The organism is Streptomyces sp. NBC_00503 (assembly GCF_036346895.1).
In the GTDB taxonomy this organism is placed as follows: domain Bacteria; phylum Actinomycetota; class Actinomycetes; order Streptomycetales; family Streptomycetaceae; genus Streptomyces.
Genome location: NZ_CP107855.1, coordinates 6630751 through 6655238, shown reverse-complemented (window position 1 = coordinate 6655238; position 24488 = coordinate 6630751). Strand labels below are relative to the sequence as shown.

General features: G+C 71.4%; 23 protein-coding genes. 18 read left to right on the top strand and 5 right to left on the bottom strand.

Features of this window, described 5'->3' with window-relative positions:
- Positions 1-9 precede the first annotated feature (9 nt).
- The 9 genes from ccrA (at position 10) to OG490_RS30265 (ending at position 10222) form a co-directional block, all read left to right on the top strand.
- The gene (ccrA, locus tag OG490_RS30305) at positions 10-1347 is read left to right on the top strand and encodes a crotonyl-CoA carboxylase/reductase (protein WP_330301127.1); all 1338 of its coding nucleotides are present in this window, start codon (positions 10-12) and stop codon (positions 1345-1347) included.
- Between the two features lie 86 nt (positions 1348-1433).
- On the top strand, positions 1434-3539 hold the full coding sequence (locus tag OG490_RS30300; protein ID WP_330299446.1) for a protein meaA: 2106 nt from the start codon (positions 1434-1436) through the stop codon (positions 3537-3539).
- Positions 3536-4510: an HpcH/HpaI aldolase/citrate lyase family protein gene (locus OG490_RS30295; RefSeq protein WP_330299445.1), complete on the top strand. Its 975-nt coding sequence runs from the start codon at positions 3536-3538 to the stop codon at positions 4508-4510. The genes OG490_RS30300 and OG490_RS30295 overlap by 4 nt, the downstream gene beginning before the upstream one ends.
- 4 nt (positions 4511-4514) lie before the next feature.
- Complete coding sequence (locus tag OG490_RS30290) at positions 4515-5027, top strand: MaoC family dehydratase (protein ID WP_053681718.1); 513 nt, start codon at positions 4515-4517, stop codon at positions 5025-5027.
- Positions 5028-5031: 4 nt separating this feature from the next.
- Positions 5032-6237 (top strand): acyl-CoA dehydrogenase family protein, encoded by a 1206-nt coding sequence (locus OG490_RS30285; RefSeq protein ID WP_330299444.1) that lies wholly within the window; start codon positions 5032-5034, stop codon positions 6235-6237.
- Between the two features lie 185 nt (positions 6238-6422).
- Positions 6423-7079 carry a phosphatidylserine decarboxylase gene (locus OG490_RS30280; RefSeq protein ID WP_328301641.1) on the top strand — a complete coding sequence of 219 codons (657 nt, stop codon included), beginning with the start codon at positions 6423-6425 and terminating at the stop codon, positions 7077-7079.
- Between the two features lie 70 nt (positions 7080-7149).
- Positions 7150-7932, top strand: a complete 783-nt coding sequence (pssA, locus tag OG490_RS30275; protein ID WP_443065991.1) for a CDP-diacylglycerol--serine O-phosphatidyltransferase — start codon at positions 7150-7152, stop codon at positions 7930-7932.
- 261 nt (positions 7933-8193) lie between these two features.
- Entirely contained in the window at positions 8194-9675 is a 1482-nt protein-coding gene (locus tag OG490_RS30270; protein WP_330299442.1) for an AlkA N-terminal domain-containing protein, read from the top strand.
- A 19-nt stretch (positions 9676-9694) separates the two neighbouring features.
- Positions 9695-10222 carry a methylated-DNA--[protein]-cysteine S-methyltransferase gene (locus OG490_RS30265; RefSeq protein ID WP_330299441.1) on the top strand — a complete coding sequence of 176 codons (528 nt, stop codon included), beginning with the start codon at positions 9695-9697 and terminating at the stop codon, positions 10220-10222.
- A 10-nt stretch (positions 10223-10232) separates the two neighbouring features.
- On the opposite strand, the gene OG490_RS30260 is transcribed toward OG490_RS30265, so the two are convergent.
- From OG490_RS30260 to OG490_RS30250, 3 genes are all read right to left on the bottom strand, one after another.
- On the bottom strand, positions 10233-10661 hold the full coding sequence (locus tag OG490_RS30260; RefSeq protein WP_330299440.1) for a hypothetical protein: 429 nt from the start codon (positions 10659-10661) through the stop codon (positions 10233-10235).
- Positions 10662-10716: 55 nt separating this feature from the next.
- Entirely contained in the window at positions 10717-11217 is a 501-nt protein-coding gene (locus OG490_RS30255) for an NUDIX hydrolase (protein WP_330299439.1), read from the bottom strand.
- A 63-nt stretch (positions 11218-11280) separates the two neighbouring features.
- A complete protein-coding gene (locus OG490_RS30250) occupies positions 11281-13050 on the bottom strand; it encodes a BCCT family transporter (RefSeq protein ID WP_330299438.1) in 1770 nt (589 codons plus the stop codon).
- Positions 13051-13194: 144 nt separating this feature from the next.
- Here OG490_RS30250 and OG490_RS30245 point away from each other — a divergent pair, with 144 nt between their 5' ends.
- From OG490_RS30245 to OG490_RS30215, 7 genes are all read left to right on the top strand, one after another.
- Complete coding sequence (locus OG490_RS30245) at positions 13195-14343, top strand: glycerate kinase (protein WP_330299437.1); 1149 nt, start codon at positions 13195-13197, stop codon at positions 14341-14343.
- Between the two features lie 220 nt (positions 14344-14563).
- Positions 14564-14737: a hypothetical protein gene (locus tag OG490_RS30240; protein WP_330299436.1), complete on the top strand. Its 174-nt coding sequence runs from the start codon at positions 14564-14566 to the stop codon at positions 14735-14737.
- Between the two features lie 264 nt (positions 14738-15001).
- Positions 15002-15490 carry a hypothetical protein gene (locus OG490_RS30235; protein ID WP_330299435.1) on the top strand — a complete coding sequence of 163 codons (489 nt, stop codon included), beginning with the start codon at positions 15002-15004 and terminating at the stop codon, positions 15488-15490.
- Complete coding sequence (locus tag OG490_RS30230) at positions 15487-15909, top strand: hypothetical protein (protein ID WP_330299434.1); 423 nt, start codon at positions 15487-15489, stop codon at positions 15907-15909. The genes OG490_RS30235 and OG490_RS30230 overlap by 4 nt, the downstream gene beginning before the upstream one ends.
- A 575-nt stretch (positions 15910-16484) precedes the next feature.
- Positions 16485-17192 (top strand): tRNA-dependent cyclodipeptide synthase, encoded by a 708-nt coding sequence (locus tag OG490_RS30225; protein ID WP_330299433.1) that lies wholly within the window; start codon positions 16485-16487, stop codon positions 17190-17192.
- Entirely contained in the window at positions 17189-18406 is a 1218-nt protein-coding gene (locus tag OG490_RS30220) for a cytochrome P450 (RefSeq protein WP_330299432.1), read from the top strand. The genes OG490_RS30225 and OG490_RS30220 overlap by 4 nt, the downstream gene beginning before the upstream one ends.
- Before the next feature lie 190 nt (positions 18407-18596).
- Positions 18597-19133, top strand: a complete 537-nt coding sequence (locus OG490_RS30215; RefSeq protein WP_330299431.1) for a GNAT family N-acetyltransferase — start codon at positions 18597-18599, stop codon at positions 19131-19133.
- Here the strand turns inward: OG490_RS30215 and OG490_RS30210 are convergent.
- Positions 19094-19753 carry a cysteine hydrolase family protein gene (locus tag OG490_RS30210; protein WP_330299430.1) on the bottom strand — a complete coding sequence of 220 codons (660 nt, stop codon included), beginning with the start codon at positions 19751-19753 and terminating at the stop codon, positions 19094-19096. The two genes, OG490_RS30215 and OG490_RS30210, sit on opposite strands and share 40 nt — an antisense overlap.
- Positions 19754-19958: 205 nt before the next feature.
- On the opposite strand from OG490_RS30210, the gene OG490_RS30205 reads away from it, so the two are divergent.
- Together OG490_RS30205 and OG490_RS30200 are read left to right on the top strand one after the other, a co-directional pair.
- The gene (locus OG490_RS30205) at positions 19959-20954 is read left to right on the top strand and encodes a GlxA family transcriptional regulator (RefSeq protein WP_330299429.1); all 996 of its coding nucleotides are present in this window, start codon (positions 19959-19961) and stop codon (positions 20952-20954) included.
- Positions 20951-23866: a SpoIIE family protein phosphatase gene (locus OG490_RS30200; protein WP_443065895.1), complete on the top strand. Its 2916-nt coding sequence runs from the start codon at positions 20951-20953 to the stop codon at positions 23864-23866. Before OG490_RS30205 ends, OG490_RS30200 begins: the two co-directional genes overlap by 4 nt.
- Positions 23867-23882: 16 nt before the next feature.
- Here the strand turns inward: OG490_RS30200 and OG490_RS30195 are convergent, their stop codons facing one another.
- Complete coding sequence (locus OG490_RS30195; protein WP_330299427.1) at positions 23883-24476, bottom strand: GNAT family N-acetyltransferase; 594 nt, start codon at positions 24474-24476, stop codon at positions 23883-23885.
- Positions 24477-24488: the final 12 nt, after the last annotated feature.

Genomic DNA, 24488 nt, shown 5'->3' with positions numbered 1-24488 from the left:
GGCAACACCGTGAAGGACATCCTGGACGCGATCCAGTCGCAGGCCGCGACGGCCGCCGACTTCGCGGCCCTGCCGCTCCCCGACTCGTACCGCGCGATCACCGTGCACAAGGACGAGGTGGAGATGTTCGCCGGGCTCACCACCCGCGAGAAGGACCCCCGCAAGTCCCTGCACCTGGACCAGGTCCCCGTGCCGGAGCTCGGCCCGGGCGAGGCCCTGGTGGCCGTCATGGCCTCCTCGGTCAACTACAACTCCGTGTGGACCTCGATCTTCGAGCCGGTCTCCACCTTCAGCTTCCTGGAGCGCTACGGGCGCCTGTCGGAGCTCACCAAGCGCCACGACCTGCCGTACCACGTCATCGGCTCGGACCTCTCGGGCGTCGTCCTGCGCACCGGCCCCGGCGTGAACGCCTGGAAGCCGGGCGACGAGGTCGTCGCGCACTGCCTGTCGGTCGAGCTGGAGTCCTCCGACGGCCACAACGACACGATGCTCGACCCCGAGCAGCGCATCTGGGGCTTCGAGACCAACTTCGGCGGCCTGGCGGAGATCGCACTCGTCAAGTCGAACCAGCTGATGCCCAAGCCCGACCACCTCAGCTGGGAGGAGGCCGCCTCCCCCGGCCTGGTCAACTCCACCGCCTACCGCCAGCTGGTCTCCCGCAACGGCGCCGGCATGAAGCAGGGCGACAACGTCCTGATCTGGGGCGCCAGCGGCGGGCTCGGCTCGTACGCCACCCAGTTCGCGCTGGCCGGCGGCGCCAACCCGATCTGCGTGGTCTCCAGCGCGCAGAAGGCGGACATCTGCCGGGCGATGGGCGCGACCGCGATCATCGACCGCAGCGCCGAGGGCTACAAGTTCTGGAAGGACGAGCACACCCAGGACCCGAAGGAGTGGAAGCGCCTGGGCAAGCGCATCCGCGAGCTGACCGGCGGCGAGGACGTGGACATCGTCTTCGAGCACCCGGGCCGCGAGACCTTCGGCGCCTCGGTCTACGTCACCCGCAAGGGCGGCACGATCGTCACCTGTGCCTCGACCTCGGGCTACAACCACGAGTACGACAACCGGTACCTGTGGATGTCGCTGAAGAAGATCGTCGGCTCCCACTTCGCGAACTACCGCGAGGCCTGGGAGGCCAACCGCCTGGTCGCCAAGGGCAAGATCCACCCCACCCTGTCGAAGGTCTACTCCCTGGAGCAGACCGGCCAGGCCGCCTACGACGTCCACCGCAACCTCCACCAGGGCAAGGTCGGCGTCCTCGCGCTGGCCCCCGAGGAGGGCCTGGGCGTGCGCGACCACGAGATGCGCGCGACGCACCTCGAAGCGATCAACCGCTTCCGCGACATCTGATCCTTCGCCCGATCCGTCCGACCGTCTGATCCGTACGACCGTCTGATCCGTCTGAGATCGTTCAAGGGCCAAAGGGACAGCCTGAGATGACAGAGCGCCAGAAAGACCGTCCGTGGCTCATGCGGACGTACGCCGGCCACTCCACGGCCGAGGCGTCCAACGAGCTGTACCGCCGCAACCTCGCCAAGGGCCAGACCGGCCTGTCGGTCGCGTTCGACCTCCCGACGCAGACCGGCTACGACCCCGACCACATCCTCGCCCGCGGCGAGGTGGGCCGGGTCGGGGTCCCGGTCTCCCATCTGGGCGACATGCGGCGGCTGTTCCAGGACATTCCCCTGGAGCAGATGAACACCTCGATGACGATCAACGCCACCGCCATGTGGCTGCTGGCGCTCTACCAGGTGGCCGCCGAGGAGCAGGGCGCGGACATCGCCCAGCTCCAGGGCACCACCCAGAACGACATCGTCAAGGAGTACCTGTCGCGCGGGACGCACGTCTTCCCGCCCGGCCCCTCGCTCCGGCTGACGACGGACATGATCGCGTACACGGTCAACCACATCCCGAAGTGGAACCCGATCAACATCTGCTCGTACCACCTCCAGGAGGCCGGAGCCACGCCGGTCCAGGAGATCTCGTACGCGATGTCGACCGCGATCGCGGTGCTGGACTCGGTGCGCGACTCGGGCCAGGTCCCGCCGGAACGTTTCGGTGAGGTCGTCGCCCGCATCTCCTTCTTCGTGAACGCGGGCGTCCGCTTCATCGAGGAGATGTGCAAGATGCGCGCCTTCGGCCGCATCTGGGACAAGGTCACCCGCGAGCGCTACGGCATCGAGAACGAGAAGCAGCGCCGCTTCCGGTACGGGGTCCAGGTCAACTCCCTGGGCCTGACCGAGGCGCAGCCCGAGAACAACGTCCAGCGGATCGTGCTGGAGATGCTCGCGGTCACCCTGTCCAAGGACGCCCGCGCCCGCGCCGTGCAGCTGCCGGCCTGGAACGAGGCTCTGGGCCTGCCCCGGCCCTGGGACCAGCAGTGGTCGCTGCGCATCCAGCAGGTCCTGGCGCACGAGAGCGACCTGCTGGAGTACGAGGACATCTTCGCCGGGTCCCACGTGATCGAGGCCAAGGTCGAGTCCCTGGTGGCCGAGTGCCTGGCCGAGATCGACCGGATCCAGGAGATGGGCGGCGCGATGGCCGCCGTGGAGTCCGGGTACCTCAAGGGCGAGCTGGTCTCCTCGCACGCCGAGCGGCGGGCCCGGATCGAGGCCGGCGAGGACAAGATCGTCGGCGTCAACTGCTTCCAGCAGACCGAGGAGAACCCGCTCACCGCCGACCTGGACGGCGCCATCATGACGGTGGACCCGGCGACCGAGGCGCTGACCGTCGAGCGGATCGGCCGCTGGCGCGCCGAGCGCCAGGAGTCCTCGGACCGGCAGGGCGAGGGCGACCCGTTCGTCTTCCCGACGGTGATGCAGGCCCTGGACCGGCTCAAGGAGGCCGCCGCCGGGACCGAGAACCTGATGGAGGCCACGCTGGAGTGCGCCCGCGCCGGTGTCACCACCGGCGAGTGGTCCAGCGCCCTGCGCGAGGTGTTCGGGGAGTTCCGGGCTCCGACCGGGGTCTCCTCGGCCCCGGTGGCCGTGACCGCCGAGGAGGGGACCCCCATGGCCCTCGTCCGCGCGAAGGTCTCCCGTACGGCCGACGAGCTCGGCTCCGGCCGGCTGCGCCTGCTGGTCGGCAAGCCCGGCCTGGACGGGCACTCCAACGGCGCCGAGCAGATCGCCGTGCGGGCCCGCGACGCCGGTTTCGAGGTGGTCTACCAGGGGATCAGGCTGACCCCCGAGGAGATCTCCTCCGCGGCGCTGGCCGAGGACGTGCACTGCGTGGGACTGTCCATCCTGTCCGGCTCGCACAGCGCTCTCGTGCCGGACGTGCTGGAACGCCTGCGCGCGGCGGGGGCGGGTGACATCCCCGTCGTCCTCGGCGGCATCATTCCGAATGCCGACGCCATCGCGCTGAAGGCCGCCGGGGTCGCCGCGGTCTTCACCCCGAAGGACTTCGGCATCACGGAGATCATCGGCCGTATCGTCGACGAGATCCGCAAGGCGAACAAGCTCCACCCGCTCGACGGCGGCGAAGGCACCGTCGAGGCCGACACCACAGACATCGTTGCAAGCACGGAGGTCCCCGCATGACCACGCCCTCTTCCCCGGTCAACCGGCTGCGGCCGCGCCGCTCCTGCCTCGCGGTTCCGGGTTCCAACCCCCGGTTCCTGGAGAAGGCCCAGGGCCTGCCGGCCGACCAGGTCTTCCTCGACCTCGAGGACGCCTGCGCCCCGCTCGCCAAGGAGGGTGCCCGCCACACGATCGTGGAGGCGCTGAACCAGGGCGACTGGACCGGCAAGACCCGTGTGGTGCGCGTCAACGACTGGACCACGCACTGGACGTACCGCGACGTGATCACCGTCGTCGAGGGCGCCGGTCAGAACCTCGACTGCATCATGCTGCCGAAGGTCCAGGACGCCCAGCAGGTCGTGGCGCTCGACCTCCTCCTGACCCAGATCGAGAAGACCATGGGCTTCGAGGTCGGCAAGATCGGCATCGAGGCGCAGATCGAGAACGCCAAGGGCCTGGTCAACGTCGACGAGATCGCCGCCGCGTCCCCGCGGCTGGAGACCATCATCTTCGGCCCGGCCGACTTCATGGCCTCGATCAACATGAAGTCCCTGGTCGTGGGCATGCAGCCGCCCGGGTACGGCGCGGACGCCTACCACTACATCCTGATGCGGATCCTGATGGCGGCCCGCATGCACAACCTCCAGGCGATCGACGGCCCCTTCCTCCAGATCAAGAACGTGGACGGCTACCGCGAGGTCGCCGGGCGCGCGGCGGCGCTGGGCTTCGACGGCAAGTGGGTGCTGCACCCGGGCCAGGTCGACGCGGCCAACGAGGTCTTCTCCCCCTCCCAGGAGGACTACGACCACTCCGAGCTGATCCTCGACGCGTACGACTGGTGCACCTCCGAGGCCGGCGGCAAGAAGGGCTCGGCGATGCTCGGCGACGAGATGATCGACGAGGCCAGCCGCAAGATGGCCCTGGTCATCGCGGGCAAGGGCCGCGCCGCGGGCATGGAGCGCACCACCAAGTTCGAGATCCCGGAGGCGTAGCACCATGCAGTTCGGACGCACCTACGAAGAGTTCGAGATCGGCGCGGTCTACAAGCACTGGCCCGGAAAGACGGTCACCGAGTACGACGACCACCTCTTCTGCCTGCTGACCATGAACCACCACCCGCTCCACATGGACAGCAACTACGCCGAGAACACGACCGACTTCGGCAAGAACGTGGTCGTGGGCAACTACATCTACTCGCTGCTGCTGGGCATGTCCGTGCCGGACGTCTCCGGCAAGGCGATCGCCAACCTGGAGATCGAGTCGCTGCGGCACGTGGCGCCGACCTTCCACGGGGACACGATCTACGGCGAGACCACGGTCCTCGACAAGACCCCGTCGAAGTCGAAGAACGACCGCGGCATCGTCTACGTGGAGACCAAGGGCTACAAGCAGGACGGCACCCTCGTCTGCGTCTTCCGGCGCAAGGTGATGGTCCCGACCGAGACGTACATCAAGGAGCGCGGCGGCGAGCAGCCCGGCCGCCCCACGCTGAAGGAACAGGGGAAGTAGAACCATGAGCCGACTTGCCCAGACCGCCGGCCTGACGGACGACCAGAGGGACATCCTCAAGACCGTCCGGGAGTTCGTCGACAAGGAGATCATCCCGGTCGCGACCCAGCTGGAGCACCGGGACGAATACCCGCAGCAGATCGTCGACGGCCTCAAGGAACTCGGCCTCTTCGGCCTGATGATCCCGGAGGAGTACGGCGGCCTGGGTGAGTCGCTGCTCACCTACGCGCTGTGCGTGGAGGAGATCGCGCGCGGCTGGATGTCCGTCTCGGGCATCATCAACACGCACTTCATCGTGGCGTACATGCTCAAGCAGCACGGCACGCAGGAGCAGAAGGACCACTTCCTCCCGCGGATGGCGCTGGGAGAGGTGCGCGGCGCGTTCTCGATGTCCGAGCCGGGGCTGGGCTCCGATGTGTCGGCCATCACCTCCAAGGCGGTGAAGGACGGCGACGAGTACGTCCTGAACGGCCAGAAGATGTGGCTGACGAACGGCGGCACGTCCACGCTGGTGGCCGTCCTGGTCCGCAGTGACGAAGGACACCCGGAGGGCACCGCCCCCCACAAGTCGATGACGACCTTCCTGGTGGAGAAGGAGGCGGGCTTCGGCGAGGTCCGTCCCGGCCTGACCATCCCGGGCAAGATCGACAAGATGGGCTACAAGGGCGTCGACACGACCGAGCTCATCATGGACGGACTGCGCATTCCGGCCAATCGGGTCCTCGGGGGCCAGACCGGCCGAGGGTTTTACCAAATGATGGACGGGGTCGAGGTCGGCCGCGTCAACGTGGCGGCCCGTGGCTGCGGCGTCGCACAGCGTGCTTTCGAGCTCGGTGTCTCGTATGCCCAGCAACGTCACACTTTCGGCAAGGCCATCGCCGAGCACCAGGCGATCCAGTTCAAGCTGGCCGAGATGGCTACCAAGGTCGAAGCCGCCCATGCGATGATGGTCAATGCAGCACGCAAAAAGGACTCCGGGGAACGAAACGACCTCGAAGCAGGGATGGCGAAGTACCTCGCCTCCGAGTACTGCAAGGAGGTGGTGGAAGACGCGTTCCGCATCCACGGCGGCTACGGCTTCTCCAAGGAGTACGAGATCGAGCGTCTCTACCGCGAGGCGCCGATGCTGCTCATCGGTGAAGGTACCGCCGAGATCCAGAAAATGATCATCGGGCGACGCCTGCTTGAGGAGTACCGACTGCAGGGCTGAAAGTACCTTTTGCGGCGAATCATCCAGTGGTTTTCCGCAAAAGAATCACTAGCAGTCACTGGCTTGCGGTCATCGACTCGGCTTCTGGCTTGCCCAGTTGTTGCGTGCAACCGATAGCATTCCAGTAAAGCCGCCGTCACGTCCCCGTGTTTCCGGCGCGGCATCACCCGCTACGAAGGTCATCCATGCCCCACAGCCAAACCTCTGCACCTCGCGTCGGCCTCCTCGGTGGACGCCTCGCGCGCGGAGCATCGCCGTGGCTTCTGCCGACCGTCGCCACCGCCGCTCTCAGCCTCACCCGGGCCCGCAAGTCCGGACGCTGGGCGGCAGTGGCCGTGCCCACCACCGCTCTCGCGGCGGGCATGCTGTGGTTCTTCCGCGACCCCGAGCGTGAGATCACGCAGGGCCGGGTCATCTCCCCCGCCGACGGAGTGGTGCAGAGCATCATGCCGTGGAAGGACGGACGGACCCGGGTCGCGATCTTCATGAGCCCGCTGAACGTCCACGTCAACCGCGCGCCCCTCGCGGGCACGGTGACGTCCGTGGAGCACGTTCCCGGTGGATTCGTTCCGGCGTTCAACAAGGAGAGCGAGAACAACGAGCGCGTTGTCTGGCACTTCGACACCGAGCTCGGCGACATCGAGATGGTGCAGATCGCCGGCGCCGTCGCGCGACGCATCGTCCCGTACCTGCCGGCCGGCACCAAGGTGGAGCAGGGCGAACGCATCGGTCTGATCCGCTTCGGCTCCCGCGTCGACATCTACCTCCCCGAGGGTGTCGAGGTCGCGGTCGAGGTCGGACAGGCCACCACCGCGGGGGTGACCCGAATTGACCGTGACTGACCCTGAGACTCCTGCCACCGGCTGGGTGCCGGAGGCCTCCGCCTCCGAGGAGGAGTCCGCCGAGGACGACATGCCGCTCTCCCTGCGGCTGTCGATAGCGGACACCCTCACCCTCGGTAACGCGACCTGCGGATTCATGGCGGTGTACTTCACCACCACCGGGATCCTCATCCCGCACCTCACCGGCAGCGGCGAGTCGGGCATGGCCCGGCACAGCGCGGCCACCGCGGTGATACTGATGCTCCTCGCGGCCGTCTTCGACCTCTTCGACGGGATCGTGGCCCGCAAGCTGCGCAGCTCGCCGATGGGTGCTGAGCTGGACAACCTGTCCGACCTGATCAGCTTCGGTCTGGCGCCCGCGTACTTCGTGCTCGTCTACGGCCTGGTCGCCGACGACGCGCACCAGAAGATGTCGGCGCTGGCGGCGATCGTCGTCCTGCTGGCGGTCGTCCTGCGCCTGGCCAGATTCAGCTGCGTGACGATGAAGGACGGCATGTTCCAGGGCATGCCGAGCCCCTTCGGCGCGCTCACGGTCGTCTCGATCGTGCTGCTGGAGCTGCCGTTCGTTCCGACGCTCCTCGCGATCGTCGGTGTGGCCTGGCTGATGGTGAGCCGGGTCGAGTACCCCAAGCCGCGGGGTGTCCTCGCGGTGGCGATGCTGAGCTGGATCGTCGGGGCGATGGGGCTGCTGGCGGCCTGGGCGTTCGACGCCCCGGGCGGCGCGCTGCTGCTCCAGACGGGCTGCGCGCTGCAGATCGCTCTGGCGGCGACCATCCCGCTGTTCGCGACGACCCGTCGCGCGAACACGTTCCGCCACAACCGCCGCGAGGCGAGGGCCACCCAGGCCCGCTAGCCGCGGCTGTACGCGTACGAGAGGGCCCCCGGCCGCCGAACAGGCACCGGGGGCCCTTTCGCATCCGCGGGGGTCCTCACACCCCCGCCGAAGCCTTGCCCGACTCCTCCACCGAAGTCTCGCCCCGGCCGTCCATCGCGCGCCCACCCGCCGCCCATCCCGGCCCGCCTGCCCTGGCCCGCCCGCCCGGCCACCCCGGCTCGTAGTCTTGATGTCGGAAAACCGCCAGCCCCCCGGACCTCGCGCCGGAAGGATGGAGCCATGTACACCGACACCGAGCGCTGCGTGCGGGCCGTCCGGTCCAAGGACGCCCGCTTCGACGGATGGTTCTTCACCGCGGTCAGGACCACCGGGATCTACTGCCGCCCGAGCTGCCCGGCGGTGCCTCCCAAGGTCGAGAACATGACCTTCCTGCCCAGCGCCGCCGCCTGCCAGCAGAGCGGGTACCGGGCGTGCAAGCGGTGCCGTCCGGACACCTCCCCCGGCTCCCCCGAGTGGAACGCCCGCGCCGACGCCGTCGCCCGCGCCATGCGGCTCATCCAGGACGGGGTCGTCGACCGGGAGGGGGTCCCGGGGCTGGCCGCCAAGCTGGGGTACTCCGCCCGCCAGGTGGAGCGCCAGCTCAACGCCGAGCTCGGCGCCGGCCCCCTGGCCCTCGCCCGGGCCCAGCGCGCGCAGACCGCCCGGCTGCTGATCGAGACCTCCGAGCTGCCGATGGGCGACATCGCCTTCGCCGCCGGGTTCTCCTCGATCCGGACCTTCAACGACACCGTCCGCGAGGTCTTCGCCCTCGCCCCCAGCGAGCTGCGCGCCCGGGCCGGGAACGGCAGCCGCCAGGACGCCCGGGTGCCCGGCACCATCAGCCTGCGGCTCCCCTTCCGCACCCCCCTCAACCCCGACAACCTCTTCGGGCACCTCGCCGCCACCGCCGTACCCGGCGTCGAGGAGTGGCGCGCGGGCGCGTACCGCCGCACGCTGCGGCTCCCGTACGGCACCGGGGTCGTCGCCCTCACCCCGCAGCCCGACCACATCGGCTGCCAGCTCGCCCTGACCGACCTGCGCGACCTCACCATCGCCATCAGCCGCTGCCGTCGCCTGCTGGACCTCGACGCCGATCCCGAGGCCGTGGACGAGCAGCTGCGCGCCGATCCGCTGCTGGCCCCGCTCGTGGACAAGGCTCCCGGGCGTCGGGTGCCCCGTACGGTCGACGCGGAGGAGTTCGCCGTACGCGCGGTCCTGGGCCAGCAGGTGTCCACGGCCGCGGCCCGTACGCACGCGGCCCGGCTGGTGGCCGCCCACGGCGAGCCGGTGGCCGATCCCGACCCCGAGGGCGGGCTGACCCACCTGTTCCCGTCCTCGCAGGCGCTGGCCGGGCTCGATCCGGAGGCGCTGGCCCTGCCGCGCAGCCGCCGGGCCACCCTCACCACGCTGGTCTCGGCGCTCGCCGACGGCTCCCTGCCGCTGGGCATCGACAGCGACTGGGAGACGGCGCGGGCCCATCTGAACGCGCTGCCCGGTTTCGGCCCGTGGACCACCGAGATCATCGCGATGCGGGCGCTGGGCGACCCCGATGCCTTCATCCCCTCCGACCTGGGGATCCGGCGGGCCGCGAAGGGGCTCGGGCTGCCGTCCACGCCCTCGGCGCTGACGGCCCGCGCGGCCCACTGGCGGCCCTGGCGCGCGTACGCCGTCCAGTACCTGTGGGCCACCGAGGACCACGCCATCAACTTCCTGCCCGCCTGAACCGAGGAGCACGAACACCATGTCCGGCAACAGCACAGGCCCCGCGTCCACCGGCCGCAGGCAGCACACCGTCGTCGACAGCCCCTACGGGGAACTCACCCTGGTCGCCACCGACGGCTTCCTCAGCGGCCTCTACATGGCCGGCCAGCGCCACCGTCCGGCCGAGGAGTCCTTCGGCGAGCGGGTCGCGGCCGGGGAGGAGCCCTTCCCCGAGGTGGTGCGGCAGCTGACCTCGTACTTCGCCGGGGAGCTCACCGAGTTCGACCTCCCGCTCCGGCTGGAGGGCACCGAGTTCCAGCGCAGCGTGTGGGAGCAGCTCGTACGGATCCCCTACGGGCAGACCTGGTCCTACGGGGAGCTGGCGGCCCGGCTCGGCAAGCCGAACGCCTCGCGGGCCGTGGGCCTGGCCAACGGGAAGAACCCGGTCGGCATCGTCGTGCCCTGCCACCGCGTCATCGGGGCGTCCGGCTCCATGACCGGCTACGGCGGCGGCATCGACCGCAAGGTGCGCCTGCTGGCCTTCGAGTCGGGGGTGGACCAGCTCTAGGCCGGGGTCCCTAGATCACCACGAGCGGGACCAGCAGTGCGAAGCCGGCTCCGGCCTCGACCGCGTAGGCGTACAGCGACGGGTGCTGGACGGGGGCCGCGAGCAGGACCACGCTCTGCTGGGCGGTGGCCGCGCCCACCCATTCGGCGTCGGCCCCGAGGCCGCCCTGGTACCAGCCCTCGCAGGAGCCGGGGCCGGTGACGGCGAGGACGTCGTCCTCGCGGCGGTAGAACGCCTGCCAGCCGGCGGCCGGCACGGACCAGGCCTCGAAGTCGGTGAACTGGGCCCAGCCGCCGTCGCGGATCGCGGTGTCGAACATCCAGACCGGCACCCCCTCGGGGGTGACCTCGCCACCGGCCTGCTGGTCGGTGGTGAAGTGGACCATGGGCAGCGCGTCGGGCCCGTCGGCCGTGCTGGGCCAGGCGTACATCGTGATCATCTGCTGAATTCTGTCCTGCTCGGTGTAGGCAAGGGATAACGAGCGGGCGGCCGGTTCAAGAGCCCTGCGGCCTGCGGCCGTTCTCCAGTTCCGCGGCGCCCTCGCCCGACTGCAGGACCCGGTGGGCCTCTACGATGCGCGGTCCCAGCGCTCCGAGCAGATAGTCCGTCAGCTCGGCCGGTTCGACCAGCCGCCACGAGATCAGCTCTTCCTCCTGGAGCTTGATGGAGGTGAGCTGCGCCGCGTCGAGCACGCCGCCGTCATAGACGTACGCCACGAGCGGCGGCCGGGCCGGGCCCAGGGTCCAGTCCACGGCCAGCAGCCGGCCGAGCGGCAGGTCGAGGCCGATCTCCTCGGCGCTCTCCCGGCGGGCGGCCGTACGCGGGGATTCGCCCCGGTCGGACTCGATGGTGCCGCCCGGCAGCACCCAGCCCTCCCGGTAGTTGGGCTCGACGACGAGCACCCGGCCCCTGTCGTCCCGGTAGAGCACGGCCGCGCCGGCCAGCACCCGGGGCAGGCTCGCGATGTAGGTGGCGTAATCATCCGTGGTGGTCACGCCGCAACCCTACCCAGCCGCCCCGGGTGATCGGGGGGCACGCTTCGGGGTCACGCCTCGGGCTCACGCTTCGGGGGTGCTCCCGCCGGTCCCGCCGCTGGTGCCCGGGCCGCCGGACGGGCCGCCCGTGCCGGCGTCCTCGCGGTCGCGGTTCTTCGACTCGGCCAGGCGGCGCAGGCGCGGGTGGCGGGCCGGGCCCTGCTCGGTGATGGCGTCGCCGACCATGGCCTTGACCGCGTCACGCAGGCCGTGGAGCGCGTGGTGGCGGACGGGGCCCGCACCCGGGTCCTCCCGCAACTCCTTCACCAGGGCCCAGCAGAGCACCAGCATCACGATGACGAACGGCAGCGCGACCAGGATGGTGGCCGTCTGGAGGGACTTCAGGCCGCCCGCGACCAGGAGTACGGCGGCCACCGCGGCCATCAGCACGCCCCAGGTGACCACGAGCCAGGTCGGCGGGTGCAGCGAGCCGCGGCTGGTGAGCGAGCCCATGACGAGGGAGGCGGAGTCGGCGCTGGTGACGAAGTACGTCATCACCAGGGCCATCGCGATCCAGGAGGTGAGCCCGCCGAGCGGGAGCGCGTCGAGCATCGCGAAGAGCGAGGCCTCGGTGCCCTCCTTGAGCTTGGAGGCCATGTCGGCGGCACCGGTGGAGTCGAGGCGGATCGCGGTGCCGCCCATGACGCAGAACCAGATGACGGTGGCGCCGCTGGGGATCAGCAGTACGCCGATGAGGAACTCGCGGATCGTGCGGCCGCGGGAGATGCGGGCGATGAAGGTGCCGACGAACGGGGCCCAGGAGAGCCACCACGCCCAGTAGAAGATCGTCCACGCGCCCAGCCAGGCGCTGTCGGTGAAGGCGCCGGTACGGGTGGCCATGGGGAGCAGCTCGTGCAGGTAGCTGCCGATGCTCGCCGGGATCACGTCGAGGACGTAGACGGTCGGGCCGAGGACGAAGACGAAGATCATCAGGGCCGCGGCGAGCACGATGTTGATCGTGGAGAGCCATTTGACGCCCTTGTGCAGGCCGGAGAAGGCCGAGAGCACGAAGGCGGCGGAGAGCGATCCGATGATGATCAGCTCGACGGTGGTCGAGTCCTCGATCCCGGTGGTGATGTTGAGCCCCTTGGCGACCTGGAGCGCGCCGAGGCCGAGGCTGGTGGCGGTGCCGAAGACGGTCGCGAAGACGGCGAGCAGGTCGATGGCCTTGCCCTGCCAGCCGTTGGCCCGCTCCTCGCCCATGAGGGGGACGAAGGCGGAGCTGAGGCGGTTGCCGCGGCCCTTGCGGAAGGTCGCGTAGGCCAGGGCGAGGCCGGCGATGCCGTAGATCGCCCAGGGGGTGAGGGTCCAGTGGAAGAAGGAGTAGTCGAGCGCCGCGCGGGCCGCGTCCCCGGTGCCGGGTGCGGCGCCGCTGGCGGGCGGCGGGTTCAGGTAGTGGGTGAGCGGCTCCCCCACCCCGTAGAACATCAGACCGATTCCCATGCCCGCGCTGAACATCATCGCGATCCACGCGAGGTTCGTGAACTCCGGCTCCGAGTCGTCCTTGCCGAGCCGGATCCGGCCGAAGCGGCTGATCGCGAGCACCACGCACATGACCAGGAACACGTCGGCGGCGATCACGAACAGCCAGGCGAAGTTGTTCAGCACCCAGGCCAGGGCCGTGCTCGACGCCGTGTCGAAGGAGCTCTTGCCGAGCGCCGCCCAGGCGACGACGGCCAGGACGGAGATCACTCCGATGGCCACGACGGTACGGTCGGGAGTGCCGTCATCCGGGCCTTCGGACCCCCCACCCGGGGAATTCGGACGTGCCTGTTCCAGTGAATCCGCGCTCATGCGGCCACACTATGCAGGCGTATATCCGTATTTAGGGGCATGGCGCGCCGGGTGTGGCCCAGGCCACGCATGGGCATAGGAGGATCCTCCGGATAGGCTCATGGGTGGCGCGACTGCACTGTTCGATAGCAAGGGATTAGCAAGGTGACGGACGGAGCAGTAACTGAGACCGCGCGCGTGCTCATCGCCGCGGACAAATTCAAGGGCTCGCTCACGGCCGTTCAGGTCGCGGAGCGGGTGACGGCCGGCCTTCGCAAGGCCGTACCCGGCGTGGAGATCGAGACCCTCCCCGTCGCGGACGGCGGCGACGGTACGGTCGCGGCCGCTGTGGCGGCCGGTTTCGAACGCCGGGAGGTACGGGTCACCGGACCCCTCGGTGACCAGGTCACGGCCGCTTTCGCACTGCGCGAGGGCACCGCGGTGGTCGAGATGGCGGAGGCCTCCGGCCTCCAGCTCATGCCGGCGGGTGTCTTCGCCCCGCTGACGGCGACCACCTACGGCTCCGGCGAACTGCTGAAGGCCGCACTCGACGCGGGCGCGACCTCCATCGTCTTCGGTGTGGGCGGCAGCGCCACCACCGACGGCGGCGCGGGCATGCTGGCCGCACTGGGCGCGATCTTCCTGGATGCGAACGGTGAACCGGTCGGTCCGGGCGGCGGCGCGCTGGCGGCTCTGGCCTCGGCCGACCTGTCCGGCGTCGACCCCCGCATCAAGGAGGTCGACTTCGTCCTGGCGAGCGACGTGGACAACCCTCTGACGGGTCCGAAGGGCGCTCCGGCGATCTACGGCCCGCAGAAGGGGGCGTCGCCCGAGGACGTGGCCACCCTGGACGCGGCACTGGCCCACTTCGCGGTGGTCCTGGAGAAGTCGATCGGCTCCCTGGCCGCCGAGGCGGCGGTTTCGCCCGGCGCGGGCGGCGCCGGCGGCATCGGCTACGGGGCACTGCTGCTCGGAGCCTCGTTCCGTCCCGGCATCGAGCTGATGCTCGAGGTGCTCGGCTTCGCGCCGGCACTGGAGCGGGCGACGCTGGTCATCACCGGCGAGGGCTCGCTGGACGAGCAGACCCTCCACGGCAAGGCTCCGGCCGGTGTCGCGGCGGCTGCCCGTGCGGCCGGCAAGCCGGTCGTCGCGGTCTGCGGCCGCCTGCTGCTCACGCAGGAGGCCCTCCAGGCCGCCGGCATCCAGCGGGCCTACCCGCTGACGGACCTCGAGCCGGACCCGGCGGTCAGCATCCCGAACGCGGGTCCGCTGCTGGAGCGGGTGGCGGAGAACATCGCGGCCGACGTCCTCTGAGACGGCGGCGGCGCACGGCCGGCGGCCCGGACCCCTCAGGGGGTCCGGGCCGCCGGCGTTTGCGCGGACACCCCCTCCCCCGTGCCCGAGTGCCCGAGCGCCCGAAAGGGCAGGGCCCGGTTCCGCAGGCCGAGGACGGCGCCGCGAGCCGCCCCGCCCCGGCCAAGAGGCCCGCACCGACGCCAACCAGCAGGCGGCCGACCACCGCGCCGCCACCGGGATGACCGGGGACGCCGTGCGGGCCGGGGACGCCGTGCGGGCCGGGCACACCGCGGCCGCCCGGCACGCGCCGGAGCCGGGCGTCATCCCGGCCGACCGGGACACCCAGCCGACGCAGCCGCCGCAGAGCCGCCACGACCCCGATCCGGTGGTCACCGGGCCCAGGAGCGGCTGATCGACGCGGCTGGCGCGCAGTCCCGTACCGGGAGGGGACGGCGGGCCGGCCGCAGAGCTCGGAGCTGCGCTTCCCGGTGTACGACGGGGACGGGAACCGGACCGGCCACGGCTCCACGCGGTTCGTCTACGACCCCACCAACCCGCCGCCCCTCCAGGTCCGCACGAGCACCCCGGACGGCGGCACCAGCACGCAGCGGTACCGGGACTTCTCCGACTTCCAGCAGCGTGCCCGGGTCGGCGCGGGCCGGCGTACACCGCGCACTTGGCGGGGCTGCGCCCCGGCGAGAGCGTGGACATCCCCGTCAACCCGGCGTACACGGCGCCGCCCGGCACCCCCGCCGAGCTCTCCGCGCTGCGGGAGCGGATCGCGGCGACCCGCCGGACCCGGGCCGAACTGGCGGGCACGGAGGGCCGGATGGTGGGCCAGGCGGCCGCACGGAGCAGCCGGGACGCCCAACTCGGCCGGGCGGGCGAGGTGTCGCAGCAGCTGATCGAGGGCGGGCGGGCGCAGGACACCGCGACCCGGGCGACCGGGTCGACGAACCGGGAGCGGCAGGCGACGGCGGCCGGAGCCCTGGACGGTCCCGGGCGGTCGGCCCAACAGGCCGGCGCGGTCGCCACGCCGGCGGGCAGCGGGCCGGCCCGGATGCGGGCTTGGGCGGGTGGGCACCGGGCCGCGCGGGAATCCGCCCTCGCGGCGGCCCGCGAACGGCTGACGGCGCAGGGATATGCGGTACGGGAGGGCGGATGACACTGACGAGCACGGCGGCCCGGACGGAGGTCGCGCGTTCGCGCGACAGCGCGGGCGACGGGAGCGGGAGCGACGGGAGCGGGAGCGACGGGAGCGGGAGCGACGGGAGTTCCCCCGAACGGGCCAAGGCGCCGGAGCAGTTGGCGACGGCTGCCACCGGCGAGGGTGACCTCGGCACGGCGGCGGCCGCGCGCGGCGTCACGGGCGACCGGATCGCCCTGCCGGCGGGGGCGCCGGGCGAGGACGCGTACGGGCGGCTGGCGACGGCCTGGGCCACCCGGTCGGCGACCCCCCTGGGCCCGCAGGCGGGCCGCCAGTTGGTCCGGCCGTTGCTGGAAGGACTGCGCGAACGGCTGGGAGCGGAGCGGTTCTCGGAGGCTCGAGGTGCTTACGAGGCCAGAGCGAGGGCCGGATCGTGAGATGGAAGGGGCAATTCCTGGGCATCATTCGACCAGTGGCTTGAAATCGCCGTCATCCAGGGGGTGCTGAGGGGGGATCGAGCCCTCGCTACCAGAGTCCGGGGTTCCGGATGATCATTCACCGACCATTGGGTATGCGGCTCAGTGTGCACGAGGTACCGACCAGCCAGTATCGGAACCACATCTTCCAAAAATCCTTGTGGTGCAAGGGTGTTGACCTTTGGACAGTCTCGTGCCCAAGGGGTTGCGGGGCGTAGAATGGCCTACGGGCGGGCCGCTGGGGCGCGCCGCCCGCCTTCCCGCGGCGGACGGCGGAGGGGGGCAGAATCAGACACCGCGGGGGCCCGGTTCGCGTCGATTGACCACGGCGTGATTGGCTGGTTATCACCCTGCGCCTACGAATCAATTCGTAGGGTAACCGGGCAATATCACCTCATGGTCGCGGGCTGATTCGCAGAGTAACCAGCCAGTAGCTCTGGAGCACTGACGTGTGCTCGGCTAACTTCTGGATCGGCGCCGCCACACCCAGGGCACAAGGCCCTGCTGGGACTAGCGGCGCGGGGGAAACAATCACGTTGACGACTGCCATCAAAGGCATCTTCGCCGTCCGTCCCTATACCCCTCACTGCCAGGTAATCCACGACGAGGGTGACCACGCCGTCATCGGGATCTCGTCGGGGAACTCCTACTTCACGCACGACCGCGTGACGGACCTCGCCCGGTGGGGACTCGAACACTTCCGGCAGGTCGACCTGATCTGGACCGACATGCACGTAGCCGAGATGTTCGTGGCTCTCGGCTACCCCGAAATCGAAGCGCAGCGCAAGGCGGTGAAGAACCTCCGCGGAGTGCGCGCCAAGGTCACCGGCGCCGTCGCCGCCCTCGACCCCGAAGGCGAACGGCTGCGCGGACGCCCCATGTCCTCGCTCCTGGAGCTCCCCGCCTACCAGCGGATCCGCTCCCAGCTGGACGTCTTCATGGCCGACGACCCGGAGTTCCGCGAGGTCTGTGACCAGCTCGCGGCCCGGTTCCTCGCCGACAAGCTGAACGGCCAGCCGCCCACGGCACTCCAGCGCGAAGTGTGCATCAAGTACGTGTGCGCCGAGGTGCCGCTGTTCCTGGACACCCCCGCCATCCTCGGGGTCAACTCCTCGCTCAACTGCTATCACCAGGCCCTGCCGTTGGCAGAGCTGCTGTACGCACGCGGCTGGGGCCTGCGCGCCTCACGCAACCAGGGCCACGCGGTCATCACCCCCGCCGAAGAACAGGACAGCCCCGCATGACCACCACCATCGACCCGACCAGCCCGGCCGCGGCCGAGGAGCTCACGAGCTTCCCGTTCGACGCGAACGGCACGAGGCTGCCCGACGTGATCTCGCACCTGCTCACCAACGAGCCGGTCAAGAAGGTCCGCACCATAGCCGGAGCGGAAGCCTGGCTGGTGTCCTCGTACGCCCTGTGCCGTCAGGTGCTCGACGACGCGCGCTTCTCCCTCAAGGACACCTCCGCCGAAGGTGCTCCCCGCCAGTACGCGTTGACCATCCCCCCCGAGGTGGTCAACAACATGGGGAACATCACCGGAGCCGGCCTGCGCAAGGCCGTCATGAAGGCCCTCAACCCGAAGGCCCCCGGCCTGGAGGAATGGCTCGTCCGCCACGCGAACGAGCTCGTCGACCAGATCGTGGCGACCGGAATCCCTGCCGACCTGCGCAGCGACTTCACGGTCCCCTACTCCACCGGGCTGCACTGCCAGATCCTCGGCATCCCGCAGTCCGACGGTCCCGGCCTCTACAAGTCGCTGCACGTCGCGTTCATGAACAGCGCGAAGAGCATCCCGGCCGCCGGCATCAACTGGGACCGCGACATGGACCACATGGTGGGCCGTCTCAACGACCCGGAGACCACCGGCCTCATGGGCGAACTCGCCGCCCTGCGCGAGGACTCCGACTACGACCACCTGACGGACGAGATGCTGGCCACCGTCGGCGTCACGATGTTCGGTGCGGGCGTCATCAGCGTCATGGGCTTCCTCACCATGGCCCTCGTGTCCCTGATCCAGCACCCGGAGCTGAAGGCGGAGCTGATCGCGGACCCGTCCCTCATCCCGGCGGCCGTGGACGAGCTGCTGCGCATCAACCTGTCGATCGCCGACGGGCTACCGCGCATCGCCACCGAGACCATGCAGCTCGGTGACGTCACCGTGCAGAAGGGCGAGCTGGTCCTCGTCCTGGTCGAGGCCGCCAACCACGACCCGGCCGAGTTCGAGGACCCGCACACGGTGCGCCTCGACCGTCCGAACCCGAACGCGCACCTGTCGTTCGGCGGCGGCGGCCACTACTGCCCCGCCACCGCGCTGGGCAAGCGGCACGCCCAGATCGCCATCGAGGTCCTCCTCGACCGGCTGCCCAACCTGGACCTGGCCGTGCCGATCGAGCAGCTCGTCTGGCGCACCGGCTTCATGAAGCGCATCCCGGAGCGGATGCCCGTCCTCTGGTGACCCCGTCCTCCTAGGCCGTCTCTTCACCGGGTCCTCCGGGACCCGGTGAAGGGGCGGCCTGGTGCTGTTCCGGGGAGGGTTCACCGCCCGCCGCTCCCGAGACCCGTGCGACCGAAACCCGTTGCCGCTGGTGGGACTTGTAGGACGTGCGTACGACACGCGCGGTTGACGAAGCCCCTAGGGTGCCCCCATGTCCGATCCCCAGGCGGAGGACACCGCCGCCCCCCTGCCGACCGAACGGCTGCTCCTGCGCCCCCTGGATCCCCCTCTCGCCCGGCGGATCGCCGCGGGCACGGCGGGTCCGGGCGACCGCTGGGGGCCCGGCTACCCCGGCCCCGCGGACCGCAGCGGAGCCGCACGGTTCCTGGAGGTACTGGCCGGCCACGGGAATCCGTGGCCCTACGGGGCGTACGAGATCGAGCGCCGCGCAGACGGACTGGCGATCGGCGGCGCCGGCTTCCACGGCCCGGCCGACGCACACGGCCGGGTCTCGATCGGCTACGGCCTGATTCCGGCGGTCCGCGGCCTGGGCTTCGCGGCGGAGGCGCTGCGCGCGCTGCTGGAGCACGCCCGGAGCCACGGCGCGGCGGGCGCGGACGGGGACACCGACCTGGCCAACGTGGCCTCGCAGCGGGTGATGGCGGCCGCCGGGATGACCCTGGTCCGTGAGGACGACCGGCTGCGGTACTACGCGGCGACCTGGGCGCGGGCCGCCGAGAGCAGCTGACCGGTGGTGACGATCCGGGCGAACCCGCCGCCCTGGAGGTTGACGGCGGTGGCGGCAGCGAGCTGGTCGGCCGTCAGCCGCAGTACGGTCGGCCCGGCTTCGGCGGACGGGTCCGCCCCGGCGCCTTCGCCCGCTCCGCCCTCCAGCTGCGTCTCGAGGTCGAAGGTGTGGGTGGCGTCCAGCGGTACGAGGACCTCGTAGCCCAGGTTGCCCGCCATCCGGGCGGTGGTCTCCACGCACATGTTGGTCTGGATGCCCACCACGACGAGCTGCCGGATGCCTTCGCCTTCGAGCCAGTCGCCCAGGTCCGGGGTGCCGTAGAAGGAGGAGTTGACGGACTTGGTGATGTGCAGGGCGGCCCGCCCGGCCCGCTCGGCGACGAACTCCTTGAAGGCGTAGCCGGGTTGGTCCGGCGCGAGGACGGAACCGGCGGAGCGCGAGGCGTGCTGGACCAGCACCACCGGGCGGCCGGACCCCTCCCACTCGTCCATCAGGGCGGCGATGTTGGCCTCGGCGGCCGGGTTGTTGCGCGGGCCCCAGAAGGCTGCGTCGTCGAAGCCCTTCTGGACGTCGATGACGAGCAGGGCACTGTTCGCGGCGATCTCGATCTCGTTCTTCATGGCTCAATCCTCGAACGCCGGCGGGTCCCGCGACAGCAGCGGCCGGGACCGGAACCGATGGGATCCTGCCAACCTGGCAGTCGGCACGGCAGCCGCCCCACAGCCGGCCGGCGGCCACCCGCCGAAGCCGCGAAAATTCCCTCCCGCCCAGGTCAGAGGCCCTTTTGGCCCCTAGAGGCCCGGAAAGTCGTGGCAGACTCACGCCATGCACCGCGTTGCGATCGTCGTCCAGCCCGGTATCCGCGCCTTCGACCTCGCCGTCATCACCGAGGTCTGGGGTCCCGACCGGGGCCTGCTCGGAGTCCCGCCCTTCGAGCTGCGCCGGTGCGCCCTGTCCCCCGGTGCGATCCCGCTCCCGGGCGGGCTGTCCCTGACCCCGGACCGGGGGCTCGAGTGGCTCGCCGGCGCCGATCTGGTCGTGGTCCCGGCCCTGGCCCGGCCCTGCGATCCGACGCCCGAGCCGGTGCTCGCCGCGCTGCGCGACGCCCATGCCCGCGGGATCGCGGTGGCCGCCCTGTGCGCGGGCGCGTTCATCCTGGCCGAGGCCGGGCTGCTCGCGGGGCGCCGGGCCGTGACCCACTGGTCCCTGGCCCCGGCGCTGGCGGGCCGCCACCCCTCCGTGCACGTCGAGGAGGCCCCGCTCTACGTGGAGGACGGCGGGGTGTGGACCTCCGCCGGGGTGGCCTCCGGCATCGACCTCTGCCTCCACCTGGTGCGCGAGGCCCACGGCGCCGAGGCCGCCGCCGCCATCGCCCGCTCGATGGTGACGGGCCCCTTCCGCACGGGGGACCACGCCCAGTACCTGGACCGCCCGACCCCGGTCGCCGACCGGACGGCCGAGGCACTGGCCGCCGTACGGGCACGGGCGCTGGGGCGGCTGCGGGAGCCGCTGGACGTGGGCACCCTGGCCCGGTGGGCCGGAATGTCCCCGCGCTCCTTCGCCCGGCACTTCGCGGCCGCCACCGGCACCACCCCGCACAAATGGCTCCTCGGCCACCGTCTGGACGAGGCCCGCAAACTGCTGGAGCGCACCGACCACCCGGTCACCGAGGTGGCCCGGCTGGCCGGTTTCACCAGCGAGGTCACCTTCCGCCAGCACTTCACGGCACGCGTCGGGACGAGCCCCCGGGCCTATCGCGCGGCGGCTACCGCGGCGGAGCCTCCCCCAAACCCCACCGACAGTGTTAGAAATGGCTCATGACCGGACGTTTTGGCCCACCGAGGGGCCCTGAAGGGGCGCCCGAGAGCGGGCCGGCGGACGGACTGCCGTCCGGGCCCGCCCCCGGGCCCCCGTCCGGCACGCACGAGCCCCCGCCCCGGCCCCCCTCCGGTCCGGGCCCGGTACGGGCCGCGCGCAGGCTCGTACGCCGGTTGACGCGCCCCTTCTCCCGGCTTTTCGCGCGCCTGTCCCTCGGCGCGCGCAGCGTCGCCGGCCAGGTCTTCGCCCTCCAGGCCGTCATCGTGCTGGTCCTGATCACCGCCGCCACGCTGGCCCTGTTCTTCCAGGCCCGCTACGACAGCCAGCGCGACGCCCGCAACCGGTCCCTGGCGGCCGCCGAGGCCTTCGCGCACGGCCCCGGCCTCCCGGCGGCCCTGAAGTCCCCGGACCCCACCGCGGAGCTCCAGCCGCTGGCCGAGGCGGCCCGCCAGGCCTCGGGCGTGGACTTCATCGCCGTCATGTCCAAGGACGGGATCCGCTACACCGACTCCCGCCCCGAGCTGATCGGCCAGCGCGCCATCGGCGACCTCTCCCGAGCCGTGTCCGGGCAGGCCTTCACCGAGACCTTCAAGGGGAAGCCGAGCGACGCCGTCCGCGCGGTGGTCCCCGTACGGGACTCCTCGGGGGCCGTCGTCGGGCTGGTCGCGACGGGCATCGAGGTCGCCAACGTCGGCGGGGTCGTCCGCGGCCAGCTGCCCCTGCTCCTGGGAGCCGCGACCGGCGCGCTGCTGCTCGGTACCGGCGGCGCCGCCCTGGTCAGCGGGCGGCTGCGGCGCCAGACCCGGGGGCTCGGCGAGGCCGAGATGACCCGGATGAACGAACACCACGAGGCGGTTCTGCACGCCGTCCGCGAGGGCGTCCTGATCATCGACGCGGACGGCCTGCTCGTCCTCGCCAACGACGAGGCCCGCCGCCTCCTCGCCCTGCCGCCCGACGCCGAGCAGCGGCACGTCGGCGATCTGGGCCTCGACCCGCGCACGGCCGCGCTGCTGGCCTCCGGGCGGGTCGCCACCGACGAGGTCCACCTGTCGGGCGACCGGCTCCTGGCCGTCAACGTACGGCCGACCAAGCCCTACGGGGGCCGCCCGTCGGGCACCGTCATGACCCTGCGCGACTCCACCGAGCTCGCCGCGCTCTCCGGCCGGGCCGCGGTGGCCCGCGACCGCCTCCAGCTGCTCTACGACGCGGGCGTGCGGATCGGGACCACCCTCGACGTGGTGCGCACCGCCGAGGAGCTGTCCGAGGTCGCGGTCCCGCGGTTCGCCGACTTCGTCACCGTGGAGCTGCTGGAGCCCGTACTGCGGGGCGAGGAGCCCAGCACGGGCGGGCACACCGAGATGCGGCGGGCCGCGATGAGCGGGGTCCGCAGCGACCAGCCGCTGCAGCCCGTCGGGGACACCATCCGGTTCGTGGTGCCGACCGCGCCGATGGCGGCGGCCCTGGCCGGGGGGCGGGCGGTCCTGGCGGCCGATCTGAACTCCGCCTTCGGCTGGCTGGCCCAGGACCGGGAAGGGACCCGGGTGGCCCTGGACTACGGCCTGCACTCGCTGATCTCCGTACCGCTCCAGGCCCGCGGGGTGGTCCTGGGGATGGCCAATTTCTGGCGGTCCGAAACCCCCGAGGCCTTCGACGAGGAGGACCTGTCCTTCGCCGAGGAGCTGGCGGCGCGGGCGGCCGTCTCCATCGACAACGCCCGGCGCTTCACGCGCGAGCACGCGGTGGCCGTGACCCTCCAGCGCAGCCTGCTGCCGAGGGCGCTGCCGGACCTGAGCGCCGTGGACGTGGCCTTCCGGTACCTGCCCGCGAAGGCCGGGGTGGGCGGGGACTGGTTCGATGTGATCCCGCTCGCCGGGGCCCGGGTGGCGCTGGTCGTCGGCGACGTGGTGGGGCACGGGGTGCACGCCGCCGCCACGATGGGCCGGCTGCGGACCGCCGTGCACAACTTCTCCACCCTCGACCTGCCGCCCGACGAGCTGCTGGGGCACCTGGACGAGCTGATCGACCGGATCGACCAGGACGAGTCCGCCGCGGACGGCGAATCCGGGGAGGGCGAATCCTCGGGCGTCACGGGGGCCACCTGTCTCTACGCGGTCTACGACCCGGTGTCCGGCCGCTGCACCATGGCCAGCGCCGGCCACCCCGGCCCGGCCCTGGTGGGCCCCGACGGCCGGGTCGAGTTCCCGGAGCTGCCGATCGGGCTGCCGCTGGGCGTCGGCGGGATGCCCTTCGAAGCCGCGGAGCTGTACCTGCCCGAGCCGAGCCGGCTGGTGCTCTTCACCGACGGGCTGCTGGAGGACCGCGACCGGGACTTCGACACCGGCCTGGCGCTGCTGAGCGAGACCCTGACCCGGCCCGACCGCAGCCCCGACCAGGCCTGCGCCGACGTACTGGCCGCGATGCTGTTCCCGGCGCCCAGCGACGACATCGCGCTGCTCATCGCTGACACCCGGAGGCTGGCGGCCGACCGGATCGCGGAGTGGGAGGTGCTGCCCGACCCGGCGGACGTCTCGCGGGTCCGCCGGGCCGGGGCGGCGCAGCTGGCCGCGTGGGACCTGGAGGACATCTCCTTCACCGCCGAGCTCATCCTCAGCGAGCTGATCACCAACGCCATCCGCTACGGGACCGCCCCGATCCGGGTCCGGCTGCTGCGCGACCGCACCCTGATCTGCGAGGTCTCCGACGGCAGCAGCACCTCACCGCACCTGCGGTACGCGGCCACGACCGACGAGGGCGGCCGCGGCCTGTTCCTGGTCGCGCAGTACGCGGAGCGCTGGGGCACCCGCTACACGGAGCGCGGCAAGGTCATCTGGGCCGAACTCCCGCTGACGGGAACCCCGGAGCCGATGCCCCCGGCCGTCCTGGACCTGGACGCCCTGGAGGACCTGGCCTGGTAGCGGCGGTGTCCGCCGCTCAGAGCCGGGCGCTCAGCCGGGCCTTCGCCTCGGGCCATTCGTCGGCCAGGAGGGAGAAGTAGACGCTGTCGCGCCAGGTGCCGTCCGGGCGGCGGCGGTGGCGGCGCAGGACGCCCTCGCGGCGGGCGCCGAGACGGGCGATGGCGGCCTGGGAACGGGTGTTGAGGTGGTCCGTCTTGAGCTGCACGCGACCCATGCCGAGGTCTTCGAAGGCATGGGTGAGCAGCAGCAGCTTCGTCTCGGTGTTGACGGCGCTGCGCCAGTACGCGCGCCCGTACCAGGTCCAGCCGATCTCCAGGCGCTCGTTCTGCGGACTGATGTCGAGGTACGTGGTCCAGCCGACGGCCCGGCCGGTCTCGAGGTGGATGACGGCGAAGGGGAGGTACGTGCCCCGCTCCGCGTCCGCCAGTACGGAGTCGAGCGTGGCGCCCAGCTCCTCCTCGGACTGCGGTGCGGGACCGCCCTGCCACTGCCACACCTGCTCGTCGCGGCCGCCGGCCACGTACAGGTCGGGGAGATGGCTCCTGGTCAGGGGCTCCAGGCGGACGTGGCGGCCGGTGAGCACGATGGGTGACGGCGACTTGGCAGACATGGAAGAAAAGAT

Coding starts and splice junctions, on each gene's coding strand:
- OG490_RS30300 (WP_330299446.1), top strand. CDS start 1,434: ATGACAGAGCGCCAGAAAGACCGTCCGTGGCTCATGCGGACGTACGCC.
- OG490_RS30295 (WP_330299445.1), top strand. CDS start 3,536: ATGACCACGCCCTCTTCCCCGGTCAACCGGCTGCGGCCGCGCCGCTCC.
- OG490_RS30290 (WP_053681718.1), top strand. CDS start 4,515: ATGCAGTTCGGACGCACCTACGAAGAGTTCGAGATCGGCGCGGTCTAC.
- OG490_RS30285 (WP_330299444.1), top strand. CDS start 5,032: ATGAGCCGACTTGCCCAGACCGCCGGCCTGACGGACGACCAGAGGGAC.
- OG490_RS30280 (WP_328301641.1), top strand. CDS start 6,423: ATGCCCCACAGCCAAACCTCTGCACCTCGCGTCGGCCTCCTCGGTGGA.
- pssA (WP_443065991.1), top strand. CDS start 7,150: ATGCCGCTCTCCCTGCGGCTGTCGATAGCGGACACCCTCACCCTCGGT.
- OG490_RS30270 (WP_330299442.1), top strand. CDS start 8,194: ATGTACACCGACACCGAGCGCTGCGTGCGGGCCGTCCGGTCCAAGGAC.
- OG490_RS30265 (WP_330299441.1), top strand. CDS start 9,695: ATGTCCGGCAACAGCACAGGCCCCGCGTCCACCGGCCGCAGGCAGCAC.
- OG490_RS30260 (WP_330299440.1), bottom strand. CDS start 10,661: ATGATCACGATGTACGCCTGGCCCAGCACGGCCGACGGGCCCGACGCG.
- OG490_RS30250 (WP_330299438.1), bottom strand. CDS start 13,050: ATGAGCGCGGATTCACTGGAACAGGCACGTCCGAATTCCCCGGGTGGG.
- OG490_RS30240 (WP_330299436.1), top strand. CDS start 14,564: ATGACCGGGGACGCCGTGCGGGCCGGGGACGCCGTGCGGGCCGGGCAC.
- OG490_RS30230 (WP_330299434.1), top strand. CDS start 15,487: ATGACACTGACGAGCACGGCGGCCCGGACGGAGGTCGCGCGTTCGCGC.
- OG490_RS30220 (WP_330299432.1), top strand. CDS start 17,189: ATGACCACCACCATCGACCCGACCAGCCCGGCCGCGGCCGAGGAGCTC.
- OG490_RS30215 (WP_330299431.1), top strand. CDS start 18,597: ATGTCCGATCCCCAGGCGGAGGACACCGCCGCCCCCCTGCCGACCGAA.
- OG490_RS30210 (WP_330299430.1), bottom strand. CDS start 19,753: ATGAAGAACGAGATCGAGATCGCCGCGAACAGTGCCCTGCTCGTCATC.
- OG490_RS30205 (WP_330299429.1), top strand. CDS start 19,959: ATGCACCGCGTTGCGATCGTCGTCCAGCCCGGTATCCGCGCCTTCGAC.
- OG490_RS30200 (WP_443065895.1), top strand. CDS start 20,951: ATGACCGGACGTTTTGGCCCACCGAGGGGCCCTGAAGGGGCGCCCGAG.
- OG490_RS30195 (WP_330299427.1), bottom strand. CDS start 24,476: ATGTCTGCCAAGTCGCCGTCACCCATCGTGCTCACCGGCCGCCACGTC.